The sequence below is a fragment of the Ensifer meliloti genome, assembly GCF_030064585.1.
GTDB classification, from domain to species: Bacteria; Pseudomonadota; Alphaproteobacteria; order Rhizobiales; family Rhizobiaceae; genus Sinorhizobium; species Sinorhizobium meliloti.
This window is the reverse complement of sequence record NZ_CP120365.1, coordinates 1,530,001-1,546,438: the sequence shown is the minus strand read 5'-3', so window position 1 is coordinate 1,546,438 and position 16,438 is coordinate 1,530,001. Positions and strand designations below refer to the sequence as shown.

Below are 16,438 nucleotides of genomic sequence, written 5' to 3'. Positions count from 1 at the left end.
TAGATCACGGCTCGCCTTCATCCTTGAGCTTGTGCTCGCTCGCGCCAAGCGCGTCGGACAGTCTCTGCTTTGCCGAGCCGGGTTTGAGCGGCTTCTGCTGACTCTCGTGCGGCGCCCAGCCCGAAAGATAAATGATCGAGAAGGTCGCGCGGATGCGCCCGTCCGGATCGGAGAAGCGCTGCGCGTAGATTTCTGCGGCTCTGAGAAAGAAGCCCCGCGGCATCGGCTTGCGATTGCGCGAAGCGAGCGGGTTCGTCATGCCCATTGCGCGCAAGTCGCGGATGAGGCCGAAAAGCGAATCGTAGCGGACGGTGTAGGTCTCGGTATCCGCCACCGGCAGGGCAAAGCCCGCCCGCTGCAGAAGGGCTCCCATGTCGCGCACGTCGGCGAAGGGGATCACCCGGGGGCTCGCCCCGCCCGTCAGTTCCGCCTCGGCTGCGAGAAGCGCCTCGCGCAGCTCCTGCAGCGTGCCGCTGCCGGGTATTGCGGCAAGGAACAATCCGTCGGGCTTCAGCACGCGGCGCGCCTGGATGAAGACGCCGGGCGTATCGTTGGTGAGATGGAGCGACAGTGGCGACACAAGGAGATTGAGCGACGCCGGTTCGGCCGGGATGCGCTCCAGAGGCGCCTCCGTCACCGGCTCGCCGGCCGAACCGAAGGCGCTGTCGGTTTCCACCCGCTCGATCGCGCCGACCTTGCCGGTCGTGGCAAGGCTGCGCGCGGCGGCACCCGTATAGCCGTGCAGCTCCATGGCCGTTTCGAACTGCCGTTCGACGACGCTTACGCGCTCGGCAAGTTCCTGTGCGACGATGTCGAGCAGGAAGCCTGCCTTCTCGTCGCCCTGGCGCAGCGCGCGCCGGCGGTGCGCCTCGACGAGGCTCTGGTCAAAGATGATTTCCACGACAGTCTCTCCGAAATCGCGGGGTGCGACAGAAACCCTGCAGCGCCGCGCGTCTTATCGGACGCGCAGAGGACGCTGCAGCGCTTTAAAACTTGCTGCACCCTCTGTCCTCTGCTCAGTTAGGGTCTAACGCGACAGACAGCAACACGAATTAAGTCAAGCGCATGAAACGGGGCGGGCAGGAAAACTGGGCAATGGATTGGGCGGGCATCCTCCGCCGGATTTCGGCCCAGGCGGTCGATCTCGTCTTTCCGCCAGTCTGCTCGGGATGCGGCGGGCTGACCGGATATGCCCATGCCGTCTGCGCTTCCTGCTGGGCAGGCATGCCGTTCATCGAGCGGCCCTATTGCGAGGTCCTGGGCTTGCCCTTCGCCTACGATCCGGGCGAGAGCGCGGTTTCGCCGGAGGCCATTGCCAATCCTCCGGTCTTCGACAGGCTGCGATCGGTGGCCGTTCACGAAGGGATCGTCCGCGACCTCGTGCATGGCCTGAAATACCGTGATCGCACCGACCTTGCACCCATGATGGCCGAGTGGATGATCCGCGCCGGCGACGGTGCCGTGGCAGCGGCGGACATGATCGTGCCGGTTCCGCTCCATACGCTCCGCCTCTGGAGACGCAAGTTCAATCAGGCGGCGGAGCTTGCACGCGTCATTGCCGAACGTTCCGCAAGAGCCTATCGGCCGGATGTCCTTCGCCGCATCAAGCGCACGAGCCGGCAGGTCGGACTCGGGGCCAGGGCACGCGAGGACAATGTCCGCGGCGCCTTCGCAGTACCCGAAGGCGCGAAGCGGGAACTCGCGGGCAAGCGCATCGTTCTCGTCGACGACGTCTACACGACCGGCGCGACCGTCGCCGCCGCGACCCGGGCGCTGAAGCGTGCGGGCGCCGGAGACGTCACGGTTTTGACCTTTGCAAGGGCCATGTCCGGTCCTATATGACAAGAAGATGTCCGGCGATCGATGCCGGTGAAGGAGCAGTTGGAGACCATGGCTTCGGTCGTCATTTATACGCGTCAGTTCTGCGGCTATTGCACGAGGGCGAAGAAACTTCTGGAAAGCAAGGGCGTCGACTTCACCGAGTATGACGCCACTTATGCACCTGAACTTCGCCAGGAGATGATCGAAAAATCCAGGGGCGGCAGGACCTTCCCGCAAATCATCATCAACGATGTTCCGGTCGGCGGCTGCGACGATCTGCATGCGCTCGATCGTGCCGGCAAGCTTGACGATCTGCTCGCGGCCTGAAGTGAAATGCCACGACTGGCCTTTCCATCCGAAAGAGATGAATGCTGCGATGCCGGATCGGTCTGATCCAAAGTTCCGCTTGGGAGAAAGAAAGCGATGACGTTCAAGGCTGCCGCCGTCCAGATGTGCTCCGGTGTCGATCCCGCAAGAAATGCGGAGACGATGGCGAAGCTGGTGCGCGAAGCGGCTTCGCGGGGCGCAACCTATGTCCAGACGCCGGAGATGACCGGAGCGGTCCAGCGTGACCGGACGGGTTTGCGGTCGGTGTTGAAGGATGGGGAGAACGACGTCGTCGTTCGCGAGGCATCCCGACTTGCCCGCGAGCTCGGGCTCCACCTGCATGTCGGCTCGACACCGATCGCGCGCGCGGATGGAAAGATTGCCAATCGCGGTTTCCTGTTCGGGCCTGACGGCGCGAAGATCTGTGATTACGACAAGATCCACATGTTCGACGTGGATCTGGAGAATGGCGAAAGCTGGCGCGAGAGCGCCGCTTATCATCCGGGTAATACCGCCCGTACTGCCGATCTTCCCTTCGGCAAGCTCGGTTTTTCGATCTGCTACGATGTGCGCTTCCCCGAGCTTTTCCGCCAGCAGGCCGTGGCGGGAGCCGAGATCATGTCGGTGCCGGCGGCGTTCACGCGCCAGACCGGCGAGGCGCATTGGGAAATCCTGCTGCGCGCCCGGGCCATCGAAAACGGGCTCTTCGTTATTGCCGCCGCCCAAGCGGGCACGCATGAGGATGGCCGGGAGACCTTCGGCCACTCGATGATCGTCGATCCCTGGGGCAGGGTGCTGGCCGAAGCCGGACCGACCGGCGAGGAGATCATCGTCGCCGAGATCGATGTGGCGGCGGTGCACGCGGCGCGCGCCAAGATTCCCAACCTCAGGAACGCGCGCAGCTTCGTGTTGGATGAGGTGGTTCCGGTGGGAAAAGGAGGCGCTGCAGCTTGATCCACTACAATCTTGCCTGTGACAAGGGCCACGCCTTCGAAGGCTGGTTCTCCTCTAGCGACGATTTCGACCGCCAGGTCGCCCGGCGCCTGGTCACCTGTCCCAGTTGCGGTTCCGTTTCCGTCAGCAAGCAACTGATGGCACCTGCCGTCTCCACGGCGCGCAAGAAGGAAGCACGCCGCGAACTGGTAATGGACCAGGCCCAGAAGGAAACGGTTGCCAAGCTCAAGGAGCTGGTGAAGTCGATTCGCGAAAACGCGGAAGACGTCGGCGAGCGCTTCCCGGACGAGGCGCGCAAGATTCATTACGGCGAAGCCGACCAGCGCGGGCTGATCGGCAAGGCGACCGCGGAAGAGGCGATTGCCCTCATCGAAGAGGGAATCGAGATCGCCCCGCTGCCGGTGCTGCCGGACGACACGAACTGACGACGACAGGGCTCAGATCGGCCGTTTCGCCACGATCATGTAATTGACGTCCATATCCCTCGACAGGTTCCACTGGTTGGCCAGCGGATTGAAGAAGACGCCGGTGCGGTCGGCAATCTCCATGCCGCTCGCCTCGAGCGGTCTTTCCAACTCGTCCGGCCGAACCAGTTTGTCGTATTGGTGGGTGCCGCGGGGCAGCCAGCGCAGCACGTTTTCGGCCGCGAAGATCGCGAGTGCTGCGGCTTTCAGTGTGCGGTTGATTGTGGCGACGAACATCAGGCCGCCCGGGCGCACCATATGCGCACAGGTCGTCATGAAGAATTCGACGTCTGCGACATGCTCGACCACTTCCATGTTCAAAACGACGTCGAAGCTCTCGCCGGCTTCGGCAAGGGCCTCCGCCGTGACGGCGCGATAATCGACGCTGACGCCGCTGCCGGCCGCATGCGTTTTGGCGATGCCGATGTTCTTTTCCGAGGCGTCGGCCCCGACGACGTCCGCTCCCATCCGGGCCATCGGCTCGGAAAGGAGTCCGCCGCCGCAGCCGATATCAAGGACTCGCAGCCCCTCAAGCGGCTGCCGGCTCTTCGGATCGCGGCCGAAATGCTCCGAGACCTTATCGCGGATATAGGTGAGGCGCACAGGATTGAATTTATGCAGCGGGCGGAACTTGCCGGTCGGATCCCACCATTCGGCCGCCATGGCAGAAAAGCGGTCCACCTCGCTCTGGTCGATCGTCGTGCGCGCCGTCTCGCTCATCAGAGCCTCCTTGCCTCATCCTTCAGCGCCGCGCGTCTCGATCAGGCGCGCAAAGATCGCTGTAGCCCTTCATTCCGATGTTGAAGTCGGACGATCGAAGGGGGATGTCAAGGGCCTGAGGCTCGTCTGGCGGTCGATGGGGCTCGGTCGCTCACGCCGATTCCGGCCGGTAATGCAGGATGACGACACCGGACTTGAGAGGGCGGACATGGGTCAGCTCGAGCTTCGTCCGACCTGGAACGTTCTGAAAGAGGGGCGTGCCCTTGCCGAGCAGCACCGGATTGATGCCGAGACGGTATTCATCGACGAGTCCTTGAGCGATCAGCGTGGAAGCGAAATCGGCGCTGCCGAAGATGAAGATCGCGCCGCCTTCGCGGTCTTTCAGGCGCCTGACCTCGTCGGCGGCATCGCCGGAAACAAGGGTCGTGTTGTTCCAGTCGGCGCTCCGTAGCGTCCTGGAGAAGACGTATTTCTCGACCCCGTTCATGAAGGCGGCGATATGATCCCGGGACGAGGGCCAATAGGCGGCCATGAGTTCGTAGGTGGTGCGGCCGAAGAGCAGTGTGCCGGTCTCGAACTGCGTCTCGCGGATATAGGCGTCGAGTTCCTCTTCAAAAACGAACCAGCCGATGTCATGCCCCGGAGCTTCGAAAAACCCGTCGACACTGACCATGTCCCACATGATGACTTTGCGCATTGTCCTTCCTCCCGTTGGGCGGCCGCCGCCCTGCGTCTGGAGTGAGATTGGCAGAACTGATATTGTTACGCAAGTGGTTTTTAATTGAGAGCAGTGTCATGTCTAGCGCGATTGAGCCGCCGCTCTGACGGCCATTGCACGCAGCCCCCTGATCCGCTAAGAGACGCCGCGACTTTCCGCTCCCCGAGGCGGCGACTTGCTGATGTCCGAGAAGTCTCCTCAAGCTTTTTGATCGTCAGGCGCCGGCGGGGGCGTTTTCCTGTCGCGTCTACGGCGCTGCGCGTCTTTTTGGACGCTCCAAGGTCGCTGTGGCAGGCGCGCAAACATGTTGTTACGGTAGAGGCGAAATGGCACGCATCGTGATGAAATTCGGCGGGACCTCCGTCGCAGATTTGAACCGCATCCACAATGTCGCCCGCCATGTGAAACGCGAAGTCGATGCCGGCCATGAGGTTGCTGTCGTCGTTTCCGCCATGTCCGGCAAGACCAACGAGCTGGTCGGCTGGGTCGAAAACATGCCGAAGGTCGCGGGCTCGAACGCCCCCTTCTACGATGCGCGCGAATATGACGCGGTCGTCGCCTCAGGCGAACAGGTGACCTCCGGCCTGCTTGCGATCGCGCTGCAGTCGATGGGCATCAACGCCCGCTCGTGGCAGGGCTGGCAGTTGCCGATCAAGACCGACAACGCCCATGGTGCGGCCCGCATTCTCGAAATCGACGGCGCCGATGTCATCCGACGCATGGGCGAGGGTCAGGTGGCGGTCGTCGCCGGCTTCCAAGGTCTCGGTCCGGACAACCGCCTGGCGACGCTCGGCCGCGGCGGCTCGGACACCTCCGCCGTCGCAATCGCAGCCGCCGTCAAGGCCGATCGCTGCGACATCTACACCGACGTCGACGGCGTCTACACGACCGACCCGCGCATTGAGCCGAAGGCCCGGCGATTGAAGAAGATCGCCTTCGAGGAAATGCTGGAAATGGCGTCTCTCGGCGCCAAGGTGCTGCAGGTACGCTCGGTCGAGCTCGCCATGGTGCACAAGGTACGCACATTCGTGCGTTCTTCTTTCGAGGATCCCGATGCGCCGGGCATGGGTGATCTCATGAACCCGCCCGGAACGCTGATTTGTGATGAGGATGAGATCGTGGAACAGGAAGTCGTAACCGGCATCGCCTATGCCAAGGATGAAGCACAGATCTCGCTGCGCCGCCTGGCCGACCGGCCGGGCGTTTCCGCCGCGATCTTCGGGCCGCTTGCGGAAGCCCACATCAATGTCGACATGATCGTCCAGAACATTTCGGAAGACGGCTCGAAGACCGATATGACCTTCACCGTGCCGTCCGGCGACGTCGACAAGGCCCTCAGGGTTCTGGGCGATAACAAGGAAAAGATCGGCTATGACGTCATTCAGTCGGAGTCGGGCCTCGTCAAGGTCTCGGTGATCGGCATCGGAATGCGCAGCCATGCGGGCGTCGCCGCTTCCGCGTTCCGGGCACTTGCCGACAAGGGGATCAACATCAAGGCGATCACCACCTCCGAAATCAAGATCTCCATCCTGATCGACGGACCTTACGCCGAATTGGCCGTTCGCACTTTGCATTCCGTCTACGGTCTGGATAAGAGTTAAACGGCAGGCATTTGATTTGGGATTCGCGACCCGGCGCCGCGCGTCTGAAAAGACACGGAAGACGTCGCTGTAGTGATTGGAACTGCTGCATGATCTTGTCCTCGGATCGATTTCGCTTCGAGGATGCATGCAGAGGCCGCGGCGTCCCGCATGGGCCCGACGTTTATTCTTATTCAGGAGACCCCACGCGATGAGAGACCTTTCCGCAGGTCCGCGCGTTCTCCTCAAGCGGTTGCGCGAGCTCATGGCGGAACCGCTCGAGCCGCAGGAGCGCCTTGACCGGATCGTTCGCCAGATTGCGCAGAACATGGTTGCGGAAGTGTGCTCGGTTTACGTGCTGCGCTCCGATGGCGTGCTCGAACTTTACGCGACCGAAGGTCTGAACAAGACGGCGGTGCATCTGGCGCAATTGAAGATGGGACAGGGTCTCGTCGGTACGATCGCCGCTTCGGCACGGCCGCTCAATCTCTCCGATGCCCAGTCGCACCCCGCCTTCACCTACCTGCCGGAGACGGGCGAAGAGATCTATCACTCTTTCCTTGGCGTTCCGATCCTGCGCACGGGACGCGCGCTCGGCGTCCTCGTCGTGCAGAACAAGGCGCAGCGCAACTATCGCGAGGACGAGGTCGAGGCGCTGGAAACGACCGCTATGGTGCTCGCCGAGATGGTCGCGACCGGCGAGCTCAAGAAGATCACCAAACCCGGGCTCGAGCTCGATCTGTCCCGCCCGGTGACGATCGAGGGCAACAGCTACGGCGAAGGCATCGGGCTCGGTTACGTCGTCCTGCATGAGCCGCGCATCGTCGTCACCAATCTGCTCAACGAGGACACGGAGCACGAACTGCAGCGGCTTGCGGAGGCGCTCGGCTCGCTGCGCATCTCCATCGACGACATGCTGTCGCGCCGCGACGTTTCGATGGAAGGCGAACACCGCGCGGTGCTCGAGACCTACCGCATGTTCGCCCATGACCGCGGCTGGGTGAGAAAGCTCGAGGAGGCGATCCGCAACGGCCTGACGGCGGAAGCGGCGGTGGAGCGGGTGCAGAGCGAGACCAAGGCGCGGATGATCCGGCTGACCGATCCGTATCTTCGCGAGCGGATGCACGATTTCGACGATCTTGCGAACCGGCTGTTGCGCCAGCTTTCGGGTTATGGCGCCAAGCTTTCGGCTGCCGATTTCCCGAATGACGCGATCGTCGTCGCGCGCGCCATGGGTGCCGCGGAGTTGCTCGACTATCCGCGCGAGAACGTGCGCGGCCTCGTGCTGGAGGAGGGGGCGGTCACCAGCCACGTGGTCATCGTCGCCCGCGCCATGGGCATCCCGGTGGTCGGCCAGGCGGCGGGGGCAGTGGCGCTCGCCGAAAACCGCGATGCGATCATCGTCGACGGCGACGATGCGAAGGTGCATCTGCGGCCGATGGCCGATCTGCAGCGCGCTTACGAGGAGAAAGTGCGCTTCCGTGCGCGCAGGCAGGCGCAGTTCCGCGCTCTCCGGGATGTCGAGCCGCTGACGAAGGACGGCAAGCGCATTACGTTGCAGATGAATGCCGGGCTGCTGGTCGACTTGCCCCATCTGAACGAGGCGGGTGCCGAAGGTATCGGTCTCTTCCGGACCGAACTGCAGTTCATGATCGCTTCAACCATGCCCAAGGCCGAGGAGCAGGAAGCCTTCTATCGCAACGTCATGAAGCAGACGGCGGGGAAGCCGGTCACCTTCCGGACGCTGGATATCGGCGGCGACAAGGTCGTACCCTATTTCCGTGCCGCGGAAGAGGAGAACCCCGCCCTCGGCTGGCGCGCCATCAGGCTGTCGCTCGATCGGCCGGGTCTGCTGCGTACCCAGTTCCGGGCAATGCTGAGGGCGACGGCCGGCGCCGAACTCAAGATGATGCTGCCGATGGTGACGGAAGTCGCGGAGCTGAAGAGCGCGCGAGAACTCCTGCAGAAGGAGATCGAGCGCCAATCGAAGCTCGGCGAACAATTGCCGCGCAAGCTGCAGTTCGGGGCGATGCTGGAAGTGCCGGCGCTGCTTTGGCAGCTCGACGAACTGATGGCCGAAGTCGATTTCGTTTCGGTCGGCTCGAACGATCTCTTCCAGTTCGCCATGGCGGTCGACCGCGGCAATGCCCGTGTTTCCGAACGATTCGACATTCTCGGCCGGCCATTCCTGCGGATTCTCCGGGAGATCGTGCGGGCCGGCGAGCGCAACAATACGCCGGTGACGCTTTGCGGCGAGATGGCAAGCAAACCGCTTTCGGCCATGGCGTTGCTCGGGCTCGGCTTCCGGTCGGTTTCGATGTCGCCGACGGCTGTCGGACCGGTCAAGGCAATGCTCCTGGCGCTCGATGCCGGCAGGCTCAACGAACTCCTCGAGGCAGCGCTCGACGACGTCAAATCCGACACGTCGATCCGCCAGCTCCTGGTCGATTTCGCTGCGGCGAACGGCATACCGGTTTAGATTGAACAAGAGGGCTCTCGTCTCCGTCCGGACGCGATCCGGGCGAGGCGAGTGCATTTGGAGTGAGATTTGGCAAAGCTTCCCGTTGAAAAGATGCGCGAACTGGAGCGGCGGTTCGGCGAAATCGAGGCGCGCATGTCCGCCGGCCCGTCGGCCGACGTTTACGTGAAGCTGGCCTCGGAATATTCCGAGCTGCAGCCGGTCGTCTCGAAGATTCGCGCCTATGCGAAGGCGACTGCCGAGCTCGCCGACATCGCAGCAATGCTTGCCGACCGGGCGACCGACAAGGACATGCGCGACCTCGCGGAGATGGAAAAGCCGGAGGTCGAAGAAAAGATCGAAGCGCTCGAGCAGGAAATCCAGATCCTGCTTCTGCCGAAGGATGCGGCCGACGAAAAGAGCGCGATTCTCGAAATCCGCGCCGGTACGGGTGGCTCGGAAGCAGCCCTCTTTGCCGGCGATCTCTTCCGCATGTACGAGAGATACGCCGCGAGCAAGGGCTGGCGCGTCGAAGTGCTGTCGGCGAGCGAGGGCGAGGCCGGCGGCTACAAGGAAATCATCGCAACGGTATCGGGCCGCGGTGTCTTCTCGCGACTGAAATTCGAGTCCGGCGTCCACCGGGTGCAGCGCGTGCCGGAGACGGAAGCGAGCGGCCGGATCCATACCTCGGCGGCGACGGTCGCGGTGTTGCCGGAGGCCGAAGAGATCGACATCGACGTCCGCCCGGAGGACATCCGCGTCGACACGATGCGTTCCTCGGGAGCAGGCGGGCAGCACGTCAACACGACCGATTCGGCCGTGCGCATAACCCATATTCCGACCGGCATCGTCGTCACCAGTTCGGAGAAGTCGCAGCATCAGAACCGTGCCAAGGCGATGCAGGTGCTGCGCTCCCGGCTTTATGACATGGAACGGCAGCGCGCCGACAGCGAGCGTTCGGCCGACCGCAGGAGCCAGGTAGGTTCCGGCGATCGTTCCGAGCGCATACGCACCTACAATTTCCCGCAGGGACGCTTGACCGACCACCGTATCAATCTCACGCTCTACAAGCTCGACCGAATGATGGAAGGTGAGATCGACGACGTGGTGGATGCGCTGCTCGCCGACTATCAGGCAAGCCAGCTCGCGCTGCTCGGCGAAAGGCAGAACTGAGTTTCAATGGCCCAAACCCTCGACAGCCTCCTAGCCGAGAGCCGCGACAGGCTCAAGGCCGCCGGCCTCGAATCGGCGGGGCTCGATGCACGGCACCTGATCTCCGGCCTGCTCTACCTTGCGCTTGCCGCGCTCCTGACACGCGGAAGGGAATCCATCAGCGACGAGGATGCCGCTCGCATTCGTGCCGCGGTCGAGCGCCGCGCGGCGCACGAGCCGGTCTACCGGATTCTCGGCGAGCGGGAATTCTTCGGCCTGAAGCTCAAGCTCTCCAAAGAGACGCTGGAACCGCGTCCGGACACCGAGACCCTGGTCGACTGCCTGATTCCCCATGCGCGGCGGATCGCCTCAAGCAAAGGGAGTTGTCGCATCGTCGACCTCGGAACGGGCACGGGTGCGATTTGTCTCGCTCTTCTCGCAGCGGTACTTGACGCGCGCGGTCTCGGTACCGATATATCCGAAGACGCCCTGGCGACGGCACTTGAAAATGCTCGCAGGAATGGCTTGGCGGAGCGCTTCGGAACCGTTCGAAGCAAGTGGTTCGAGGCGGTGGATGGACGGTTCGATATCATCGTCTCAAATCCGCCTTATATCCGGTCCAATGTAATACCGGAGCTTGAACCGGAAGTGAGATACCACGATCCGGTCGCCGCACTTGATGGCGGAGAGGATGGGCTTGATGCCTATCGTGCCATTGCTTCTCACGCTGGTCGCCATCTTGAAACAGACGGCGTAATAGGCTTGGAAATCGGTTTCGATCAAAAACGAGCGGTAACGGCGCTATTCGAAGCGCAGGGCTTTCGTTTGCTCTCTGCCGCAAAGGACCTCGGCGGCAACGATCGGGTCCTGATGTTCCAGCAGGATATTGAGCGCAGCAATAACCGTTGAAAAAATGCTGCACTCGCACTTCTCTTTCCGGAAGAGCAAAGAAAGGGCTTGGAATCCCGAAGGAAGCGGGCTAGTTTCACCCCGCGCACTGGGCAGAAGGTCTTGGACCAAAGATTCGTTCCAGTATGACCTGGCCACGGGGATTGCTCTCAAGAAAGAGTTGCTAGGGTTCGACAGTGCCTTGTGCGGGTACCTGTTAATTTAACGTCGACCGGCGCCGAGATCGCGAAGAGGCGATCTGCCATGGCGCATGTTTTCTCGGGTGCGGACTTCCGCACCGAGAGCGGAACCACATGATCATCATTATCAAGAAAATTCAGGTGAATGGACTATGAGGCCAGGACAGCAAAACAAGCGCGGCCGTGGGCGGAATAACAACAACAGCGGAAACAACAACAACAACAATCGCAAGGGATCCAATCCCTTGACGCGGACCTACGATAGCTCCGGCCCGGATGTGAAGATTCGTGGTACCGCACAGCACATCGCCGAGAAATATGCGGCCCTTGCTCGCGACGCGCAGAGCTCCGGCGACCGCGTGATCGCTGAGAACTATCTGCAGCACGCCGAGCATTACAACCGCATCATCGCGGCTGCGCAGGCTCAGATGCAGGACCGGTTCCAGCGCGACGAACGCCAGGACTATCAGGATCGTGACTCTGCCGATCGCGATCAGGACGATCTGGATCAGGGCTATTCAGAGGAAATGCCGGTCGCTCCGTCGGCCGCAGCGGCTCCGGCCAACGAGCCTCAGCCGGTCATCGACGGTTCGGGTCCTCAGCCCGTGATCGAGGGCATGCCTGCCGAAGTCGCCATGGAAGAGGAGGCGCAGGGCTCGGCCGGTCGTTCGGCCTCCCGTCGCCGCAGCACGAGCCGGCCTCGCCGGCAGCCGCGCCGTGGCGCGCAGGAAGAGGCAGGGGGCGACGCGCAGCCCGAAACCGATGGCAATACCCCGGCGCTCGCCACCTCGGAATAAACCTTCCGCAGCAATTCTTCTAAAGGCCCAGCCCGTAACGGCTGGGCTTTTTGCTTTCGCGGAAGATCTCGACGCGTGCCGCATCCACCGCGCGAGCGCATTCGCACGCGATTGTCTCTGCCGCCTCCATTTGCCGCTCTTTAATTCAGAAGTGCGCTGCCCCATATTTCGCTTCGAAGACCTGATCTCGCAATGCGAGGACGGGACAGGAACTCAAATTGTCAGCGCCTCCAAAGAGGCGCGCGGCGATGAATTAAACGGGCTTGCCGAATGCGGGAGCCCGATCCTGAAACACCGGCCAGTGCCACGTTGATGGGCTCGCCGGGCTATGGAGGTAAAGAATGGATATCGAAAAATATTCGGAACGCGTCCGCGGTTTCCTGCAGTCGGCCCAGACCTATGCGCTGGCCGAAGGGCACCAGCAATTCACGCCGGAGCACGTTCTCAAGGTATTGCTCGACGACGATCAGGGCATGGCGGCTTCGCTTATCGAGCGCGCCGGCGGCAATGCGCGGGAAGCCAAGGTCGGTACGGCCGCAGCTTTGGCGAAGCTTCCGAAGGTGACCGGCGGCAACGGCTCGGTCTATCTGTCGCAGCCGCTCGCCAAGGTTTTCACCGCAGCCGAAGATGCGGCCAAGAAGGCCGGCGACAGCTTCGTAACCGTCGAACGCCTGCTCCTGGCGCTGGCGATCGAAAGCTCGGCCGCGACGGCGTCGATCCTCTCCAAGGCCGGCGTCACGCCGACGAAGCTCAACCAGGTCATCAACGAAATCCGCAAGGGCCGCACCGCCGACAGCGCCAATGCCGAACAAGGCTTCGATTCGCTCAAGAAATATGCGCGCGATCTGACCGCCGAGGCGAGGGAAGGCAAGCTCGATCCGGTGATCGGCCGCGACGACGAGATTCGCCGAACGATCCAGGTGCTCTCGCGCCGGACGAAGAACAATCCCGTGCTGATCGGCGAGCCGGGCGTCGGCAAGACCGCCATCGCGGAAGGCCTGGCGCTCAGGATCGTCAACGGCGATGTGCCTGAAAGCCTGAAGGACAAGCGCCTGATGGCGCTCGACATGGGCGCGCTGATCGCCGGTGCGAAGTTCCGCGGTGAATTCGAAGAGCGGCTCAAGGCCGTGCTGAACGAAGTGCGCTCGGAAGGTGGCGAGATCATCCTCTTCATCGATGAAATGCACACACTGGTCGGTGCAGGCAAGGCGGACGGGGCTATGGATGCCTCGAACCTCCTGAAGCCCGCGCTTGCCCGCGGCGAACTGCACTGCGTCGGCGCGACGACGCTCGACGAATACCGCAAGCATGTCGAGAAGGACGCAGCCCTTGCCCGCCGGTTCCAGCCGGTGATGGTCGAGGAACCGACGGTCGAGGATACGATCTCGATCCTGCGCGGCCTGAAGGAAAAATACGAGCAGCACCACAAGGTGCGGATCTCCGATTCCGCGCTGGTTGCGGCTGCGGCACTTTCCAACCGCTACATCACCGATCGTTTCCTTCCGGACAAGGCAATCGACCTCATGGACGAGGCAGCCTCGCGCCTCAGGATGCAGGTCGATTCGAAGCCGGAAGAACTCGACGAACTCGACAGGCGCGTCATTCAGCTGAAGATCGAACGTGAGGCCTTGAAAAAGGAGACCGACGTTTCCTCCAAGGATCGCCTTGCCAAGCTCGAACTCGATCTGTCTTCGCTCGAAGAGGAGGCAGCCGCATTGACGGCGCGCTGGCAGGCCGAGAAGCAGAAGCTCGGGCAGGCCGCCGATCTCAAGAAACAGCTCGACGAAGCGCGCAACGAGCTGCAGATCGCACAGCGCAAGGGCGAATTCCAGCGGGCAGGGGAGCTTGCCTACGGGGTGATCCCGAATCTCGAAAAGGAACTGGCCGAAGCGGAAAGCCAGGATGGTGCCAGCGCCAACCCGATGGTGCAGGAGGTCGTGACCCCTGACAACATCGCCCATATCGTGTCACGCTGGACCGGCATTCCGGTCGACAAGATGCTGGAAGGCGAGCGCGACAAGCTGCTCAGGATGGAAGACGAGCTGGCGAAATGGGTCGTCGGTCAGGGTGATGCCGTGCAGGCCGTCTCGCGGGCGGTTCGCCGTTCGCGCGCAGGGCTTCAGGATCCGAACCGGCCGATCGGCTCCTTCATCTTCCTGGGTCCGACCGGCGTCGGCAAGACGGAGCTCACCAAGGCGCTTGCCCGCTTCCTCTTCGACGACGAAACCGCGCTGATGCGGATCGACATGTCCGAGTACATGGAGAAGCATTCGGTCGCGCGCCTGATCGGCGCGCCTCCCGGCTATGTCGGTTACGAGGAGGGTGGGGCGCTGACGGAATCGGTCCGCCGCCGGCCCTATCAGGTCGTGCTGTTCGACGAGATCGAGAAGGCGCATCCGGATGTCTTCAACGTGCTTCTGCAGGTGCTTGACGATGGGCGTCTGACCGATGGTCAGGGGCGCACGGTCGACTTCAAGAACACGATGATCATCATGACCTCCAACCTCGGTGCGGAATACCTGACCGCACTCGGCGAAAACGAGGACAGCGATGCGGTTCGCGATCAGGTCATGGAAGTGGTGAGAGCCGCTTTCCGTCCGGAATTTCTGAACCGCGTCGACGAGATCATCCTCTTCCACCGGCTGCGCCGCTCGGAAATGGGCGCGATCGTCGACATTCAGCTCGAAAGGCTGCGCAAGCTCCTCTCGGATCGCAAGATCACGCTCGAGCTCGAGGACGATGCCCGCGTTTTCCTGGCGGACAGGGGCTACGATCCGGCCTACGGCGCTCGCCCCCTGAAGCGGGCGATCCAGAAATACGTTCAGGACCCGCTGGCCGAAAGAGTGCTGCAGGGCGAGTTCCCGGATGGCTCGGTGATCAAGGTCGTTGCCGGTTCCGACCGTCTGAACTTCAAGCGCGGGGCAGGGGCGAACAAGGAAGCCGCGTAAGCCTCGCATTCCGACAGCCACGAAGGCCGCCCTCAGGGCGGCCTTTTTGTTACGAGTTCGCGATACCGTTGCTGTGTGGCTACTTGCTTGCGACCTCGTTCGCATCGTCGCCGAGAAGCTCGTCGATGCGTTCGCGTTCCTTCTCGAACTTCGCCAGCGCCTCGCCGCCGAGCGATTTTCCTCCCGGCAGCCGGATACGCAAGGGATCCACCTTGTTGCCGTTGACGATCAACTCGTAGTGGAGGTGCGGGCCGGTCGAAAGGCCGGTCGTTCCGACCCAGCCGATCACCTGACCCTGGACGACCTTCGTTCCCGGCTTGACGCTTTTGGCGATCGCGCTTTGGTGGTTGTAGGACGACACATAGCCGTTGGCGTGGCGGATCAGCGTCTGGTTGCCGTAGCCGCCGGAGTCCCAGCCGGCCTTCTGCACGACGCCGTTTCCGGCCGCGATGATCGGCGTGCCGCGCGGAGCGGACCAGTCGACGCCGGTGTGCATGCGCGAGAAGCCGAGGATAGGGTGGCGGCGCATGCCGAAGCCGGAGCGGAAATGGCCGTTCGGAACGGGATTGCGCAAAAGGAACTGGCGGATGCTCTTGCCGTCCTTGTCGAAATAATCGATCGAATTGTCGTCCGGATCCTGGAAGCGATAGAACCGCGTCTCGGCGTCGCCGAATTTGGCGTTGACGTAGAGCAGTTCCGAATCTTCCGTTGCCCGGCCGCTTTCATCGGTGACCGAGAAAAAGGCTTCGAGAGAGTCCGTCGGCTTCAGCTGAGCCTGGAAGTCGACATTGCTTGCCAAAAGCTTGACGACGAGCGCGATCATGTCGGCGTTCATGCCGTAGGAAAGGGCCGCACGGTAGATGCCGTCGTAAACCCTCGGCAGGTCGTGGCCGCTGGAGATCACCGGCCTGCCGGTATCGTCGAAGGCAGCCGCCACCGCTTCGAGCTTCGCCGGCTCGGCGCCCGGAATGAAACGGCCGCGGTCGTCCACTGCCATGGTCAGCACGTGCCGGCTATGGGAATAGATCGTCGCGCGGACGATCTTTGCCTCTTCGCCCTTCTGAATGATGCCGATGCGCAGCACGTCGCCGGGGCCGAGTTCCTTGGCGCCGAGCGCTTCTTCGAGATAGCCGGCCGCGTCCTCCGCCTGAGCCTTGGCATATCCCGCATTGATCATCGCCGTCGCGATGGCCGTGGCGCGGCGCACCGGTATGATGTCGTCGGCGTATTCGATGCTCTGCTTCGTGATGTTCTCGTAGGAGGAAACGCTCATGTTCTCCTCGACGACGCGCGCGGCAAGGCCCTGCATCAGGTCGAGGTTGTCGGCGTCGGAAGCGAAGCGTTGCGGATCGACATAGAAGAGCGAGGCGACCTGGGTATTGCCTTCGGTCAGCACCGAGCCGTTGGTGCG

Annotated in this window: 14 protein-coding genes (1 of these 14 cut by a window edge); 10 read left to right on the top strand and 4 right to left on the bottom strand. The window is 62.6% G+C overall.

Annotated elements, in window-relative coordinates:
• Window positions 1-4 precede the first annotated feature (4 nt).
• Window positions 5-901: a methyltransferase domain-containing protein gene (locus tag PZL22_RS14585; RefSeq protein ID WP_003533506.1), complete on the bottom strand. Its 897-nt coding sequence runs from the start codon at window positions 899-901 to the stop codon at window positions 5-7.
• A 194-nt stretch (window positions 902-1,095) separates the two neighbouring features.
• Here PZL22_RS14585 and PZL22_RS14580 point away from each other — a divergent pair, with 194 nt between their 5' ends.
• From PZL22_RS14580 to PZL22_RS14565, 4 genes are all read left to right on the top strand, one after another.
• Window positions 1,096-1,842: a ComF family protein gene (locus PZL22_RS14580; protein WP_284718699.1), complete on the top strand. Its 747-nt coding sequence runs from the start codon at window positions 1,096-1,098 to the stop codon at window positions 1,840-1,842.
• A 48-nt stretch (window positions 1,843-1,890) separates the two neighbouring features.
• Window positions 1,891-2,148 (top strand): glutaredoxin 3, encoded by a 258-nt coding sequence (gene grxC / locus PZL22_RS14575; protein ID WP_003533511.1) that lies wholly within the window; start codon window positions 1,891-1,893, stop codon window positions 2,146-2,148.
• A gap of 96 nt (window positions 2,149-2,244) precedes the next feature.
• The gene (locus PZL22_RS14570; RefSeq protein ID WP_003533513.1) at window positions 2,245-3,102 is read left to right on the top strand and encodes a carbon-nitrogen hydrolase family protein; all 858 of its coding nucleotides are present in this window, start codon (window positions 2,245-2,247) and stop codon (window positions 3,100-3,102) included.
• Entirely contained in the window at window positions 3,099-3,527 is a 429-nt protein-coding gene (locus tag PZL22_RS14565; protein WP_003533515.1) for a DUF1178 family protein, read from the top strand. The genes PZL22_RS14570 and PZL22_RS14565 overlap by 4 nt, the downstream gene beginning before the upstream one ends.
• 12 nt (window positions 3,528-3,539) lie before the next feature.
• On the opposite strand, the gene ubiG is transcribed toward PZL22_RS14565, so the two are convergent.
• Window positions 3,540-4,286, bottom strand: a complete 747-nt coding sequence (gene ubiG / locus PZL22_RS14560; RefSeq protein ID WP_003533516.1) for a bifunctional 2-polyprenyl-6-hydroxyphenol methylase/3-demethylubiquinol 3-O-methyltransferase UbiG — start codon at window positions 4,284-4,286, stop codon at window positions 3,540-3,542.
• Window positions 4,287-4,437: 151 nt separating this feature from the next.
• Window positions 4,438-4,983, bottom strand: coding sequence for a dihydrofolate reductase family protein (locus tag PZL22_RS14555; protein WP_003533518.1), 546 nt, complete (start codon window positions 4,981-4,983; stop codon window positions 4,438-4,440).
• Window positions 4,984-5,330: 347 nt separating this feature from the next.
• On the opposite strand from PZL22_RS14555, the gene PZL22_RS14550 reads away from it, so the two are divergent.
• The 6 genes from PZL22_RS14550 to clpB all read left to right on the top strand — a co-directional run bounded on the left by PZL22_RS14550 (window position 5,331) and on the right by clpB (window position 15,027).
• Complete coding sequence (locus PZL22_RS14550; protein WP_003533520.1) at window positions 5,331-6,605, top strand: aspartate kinase; 1,275 nt, start codon at window positions 5,331-5,333, stop codon at window positions 6,603-6,605.
• 190 nt (window positions 6,606-6,795) lie between these two features.
• Window positions 6,796-9,063 carry a phosphoenolpyruvate--protein phosphotransferase gene (ptsP, locus tag PZL22_RS14545; protein ID WP_003533522.1) on the top strand — a complete coding sequence of 756 codons (2,268 nt, stop codon included), beginning with the start codon at window positions 6,796-6,798 and terminating at the stop codon, window positions 9,061-9,063.
• Window positions 9,064-9,132: 69 nt separating this feature from the next.
• Window positions 9,133-10,215 (top strand): peptide chain release factor 1, encoded by a 1,083-nt coding sequence (gene prfA / locus PZL22_RS14540; protein WP_003533524.1) that lies wholly within the window; start codon window positions 9,133-9,135, stop codon window positions 10,213-10,215.
• Between the two features lie 6 nt (window positions 10,216-10,221).
• On the top strand, window positions 10,222-11,103 hold the full coding sequence (gene prmC, locus PZL22_RS14535; RefSeq protein ID WP_003533526.1) for a peptide chain release factor N(5)-glutamine methyltransferase: 882 nt from the start codon (window positions 10,222-10,224) through the stop codon (window positions 11,101-11,103).
• A gap of 331 nt (window positions 11,104-11,434) precedes the next feature.
• Window positions 11,435-12,079, top strand: a complete 645-nt coding sequence (locus PZL22_RS14530) for a DUF4167 domain-containing protein (protein WP_003533528.1) — start codon at window positions 11,435-11,437, stop codon at window positions 12,077-12,079.
• A gap of 341 nt (window positions 12,080-12,420) precedes the next feature.
• Window positions 12,421-15,027: an ATP-dependent chaperone ClpB gene (gene clpB, locus PZL22_RS14525; RefSeq protein WP_003533532.1), complete on the top strand. Its 2,607-nt coding sequence runs from the start codon at window positions 12,421-12,423 to the stop codon at window positions 15,025-15,027.
• A gap of 79 nt (window positions 15,028-15,106) precedes the next feature.
• Here the strand turns inward: clpB and PZL22_RS14520 are convergent, their stop codons facing one another.
• Window positions 15,107-16,438, bottom strand: the 3' portion of a protein-coding gene (locus PZL22_RS14520; protein ID WP_003533534.1) for a M23 family metallopeptidase. It continues 609 nt past the right edge of the window; the window shows 1,332 of its 1,941 coding nt (coding positions 610-1,941); its start codon lies off the right edge, out of view; it ends in the stop codon at window positions 15,107-15,109.

Excerpts from the sequence above, each read along its gene's own strand:
- clpB (WP_003533532.1), top strand. The coding sequence starts at position 12,421 with ATGGATATCGAAAAATATTCGGAACGCGTCCGCGGTTTCCTGCAGTCG.
- PZL22_RS14530 (WP_003533528.1), top strand. The coding sequence starts at position 11,435 with ATGAGGCCAGGACAGCAAAACAAGCGCGGCCGTGGGCGGAATAACAAC.
- PZL22_RS14550 (WP_003533520.1), top strand. The coding sequence starts at position 5,331 with ATGGCACGCATCGTGATGAAATTCGGCGGGACCTCCGTCGCAGATTTG.
- PZL22_RS14580 (WP_284718699.1), top strand. The coding sequence starts at position 1,096 with ATGGATTGGGCGGGCATCCTCCGCCGGATTTCGGCCCAGGCGGTCGAT.
- ptsP (WP_003533522.1), top strand. The coding sequence starts at position 6,796 with ATGAGAGACCTTTCCGCAGGTCCGCGCGTTCTCCTCAAGCGGTTGCGC.
- grxC (WP_003533511.1), top strand. The coding sequence starts at position 1,891 with ATGGCTTCGGTCGTCATTTATACGCGTCAGTTCTGCGGCTATTGCACG.
- ubiG (WP_003533516.1), bottom strand. The coding sequence starts at position 4,286 with ATGAGCGAGACGGCGCGCACGACGATCGACCAGAGCGAGGTGGACCGC.
- PZL22_RS14570 (WP_003533513.1), top strand. The coding sequence starts at position 2,245 with ATGACGTTCAAGGCTGCCGCCGTCCAGATGTGCTCCGGTGTCGATCCC.
- prmC (WP_003533526.1), top strand. The coding sequence starts at position 10,222 with ATGGCCCAAACCCTCGACAGCCTCCTAGCCGAGAGCCGCGACAGGCTC.
- PZL22_RS14555 (WP_003533518.1), bottom strand. The coding sequence starts at position 4,983 with ATGCGCAAAGTCATCATGTGGGACATGGTCAGTGTCGACGGGTTTTTC.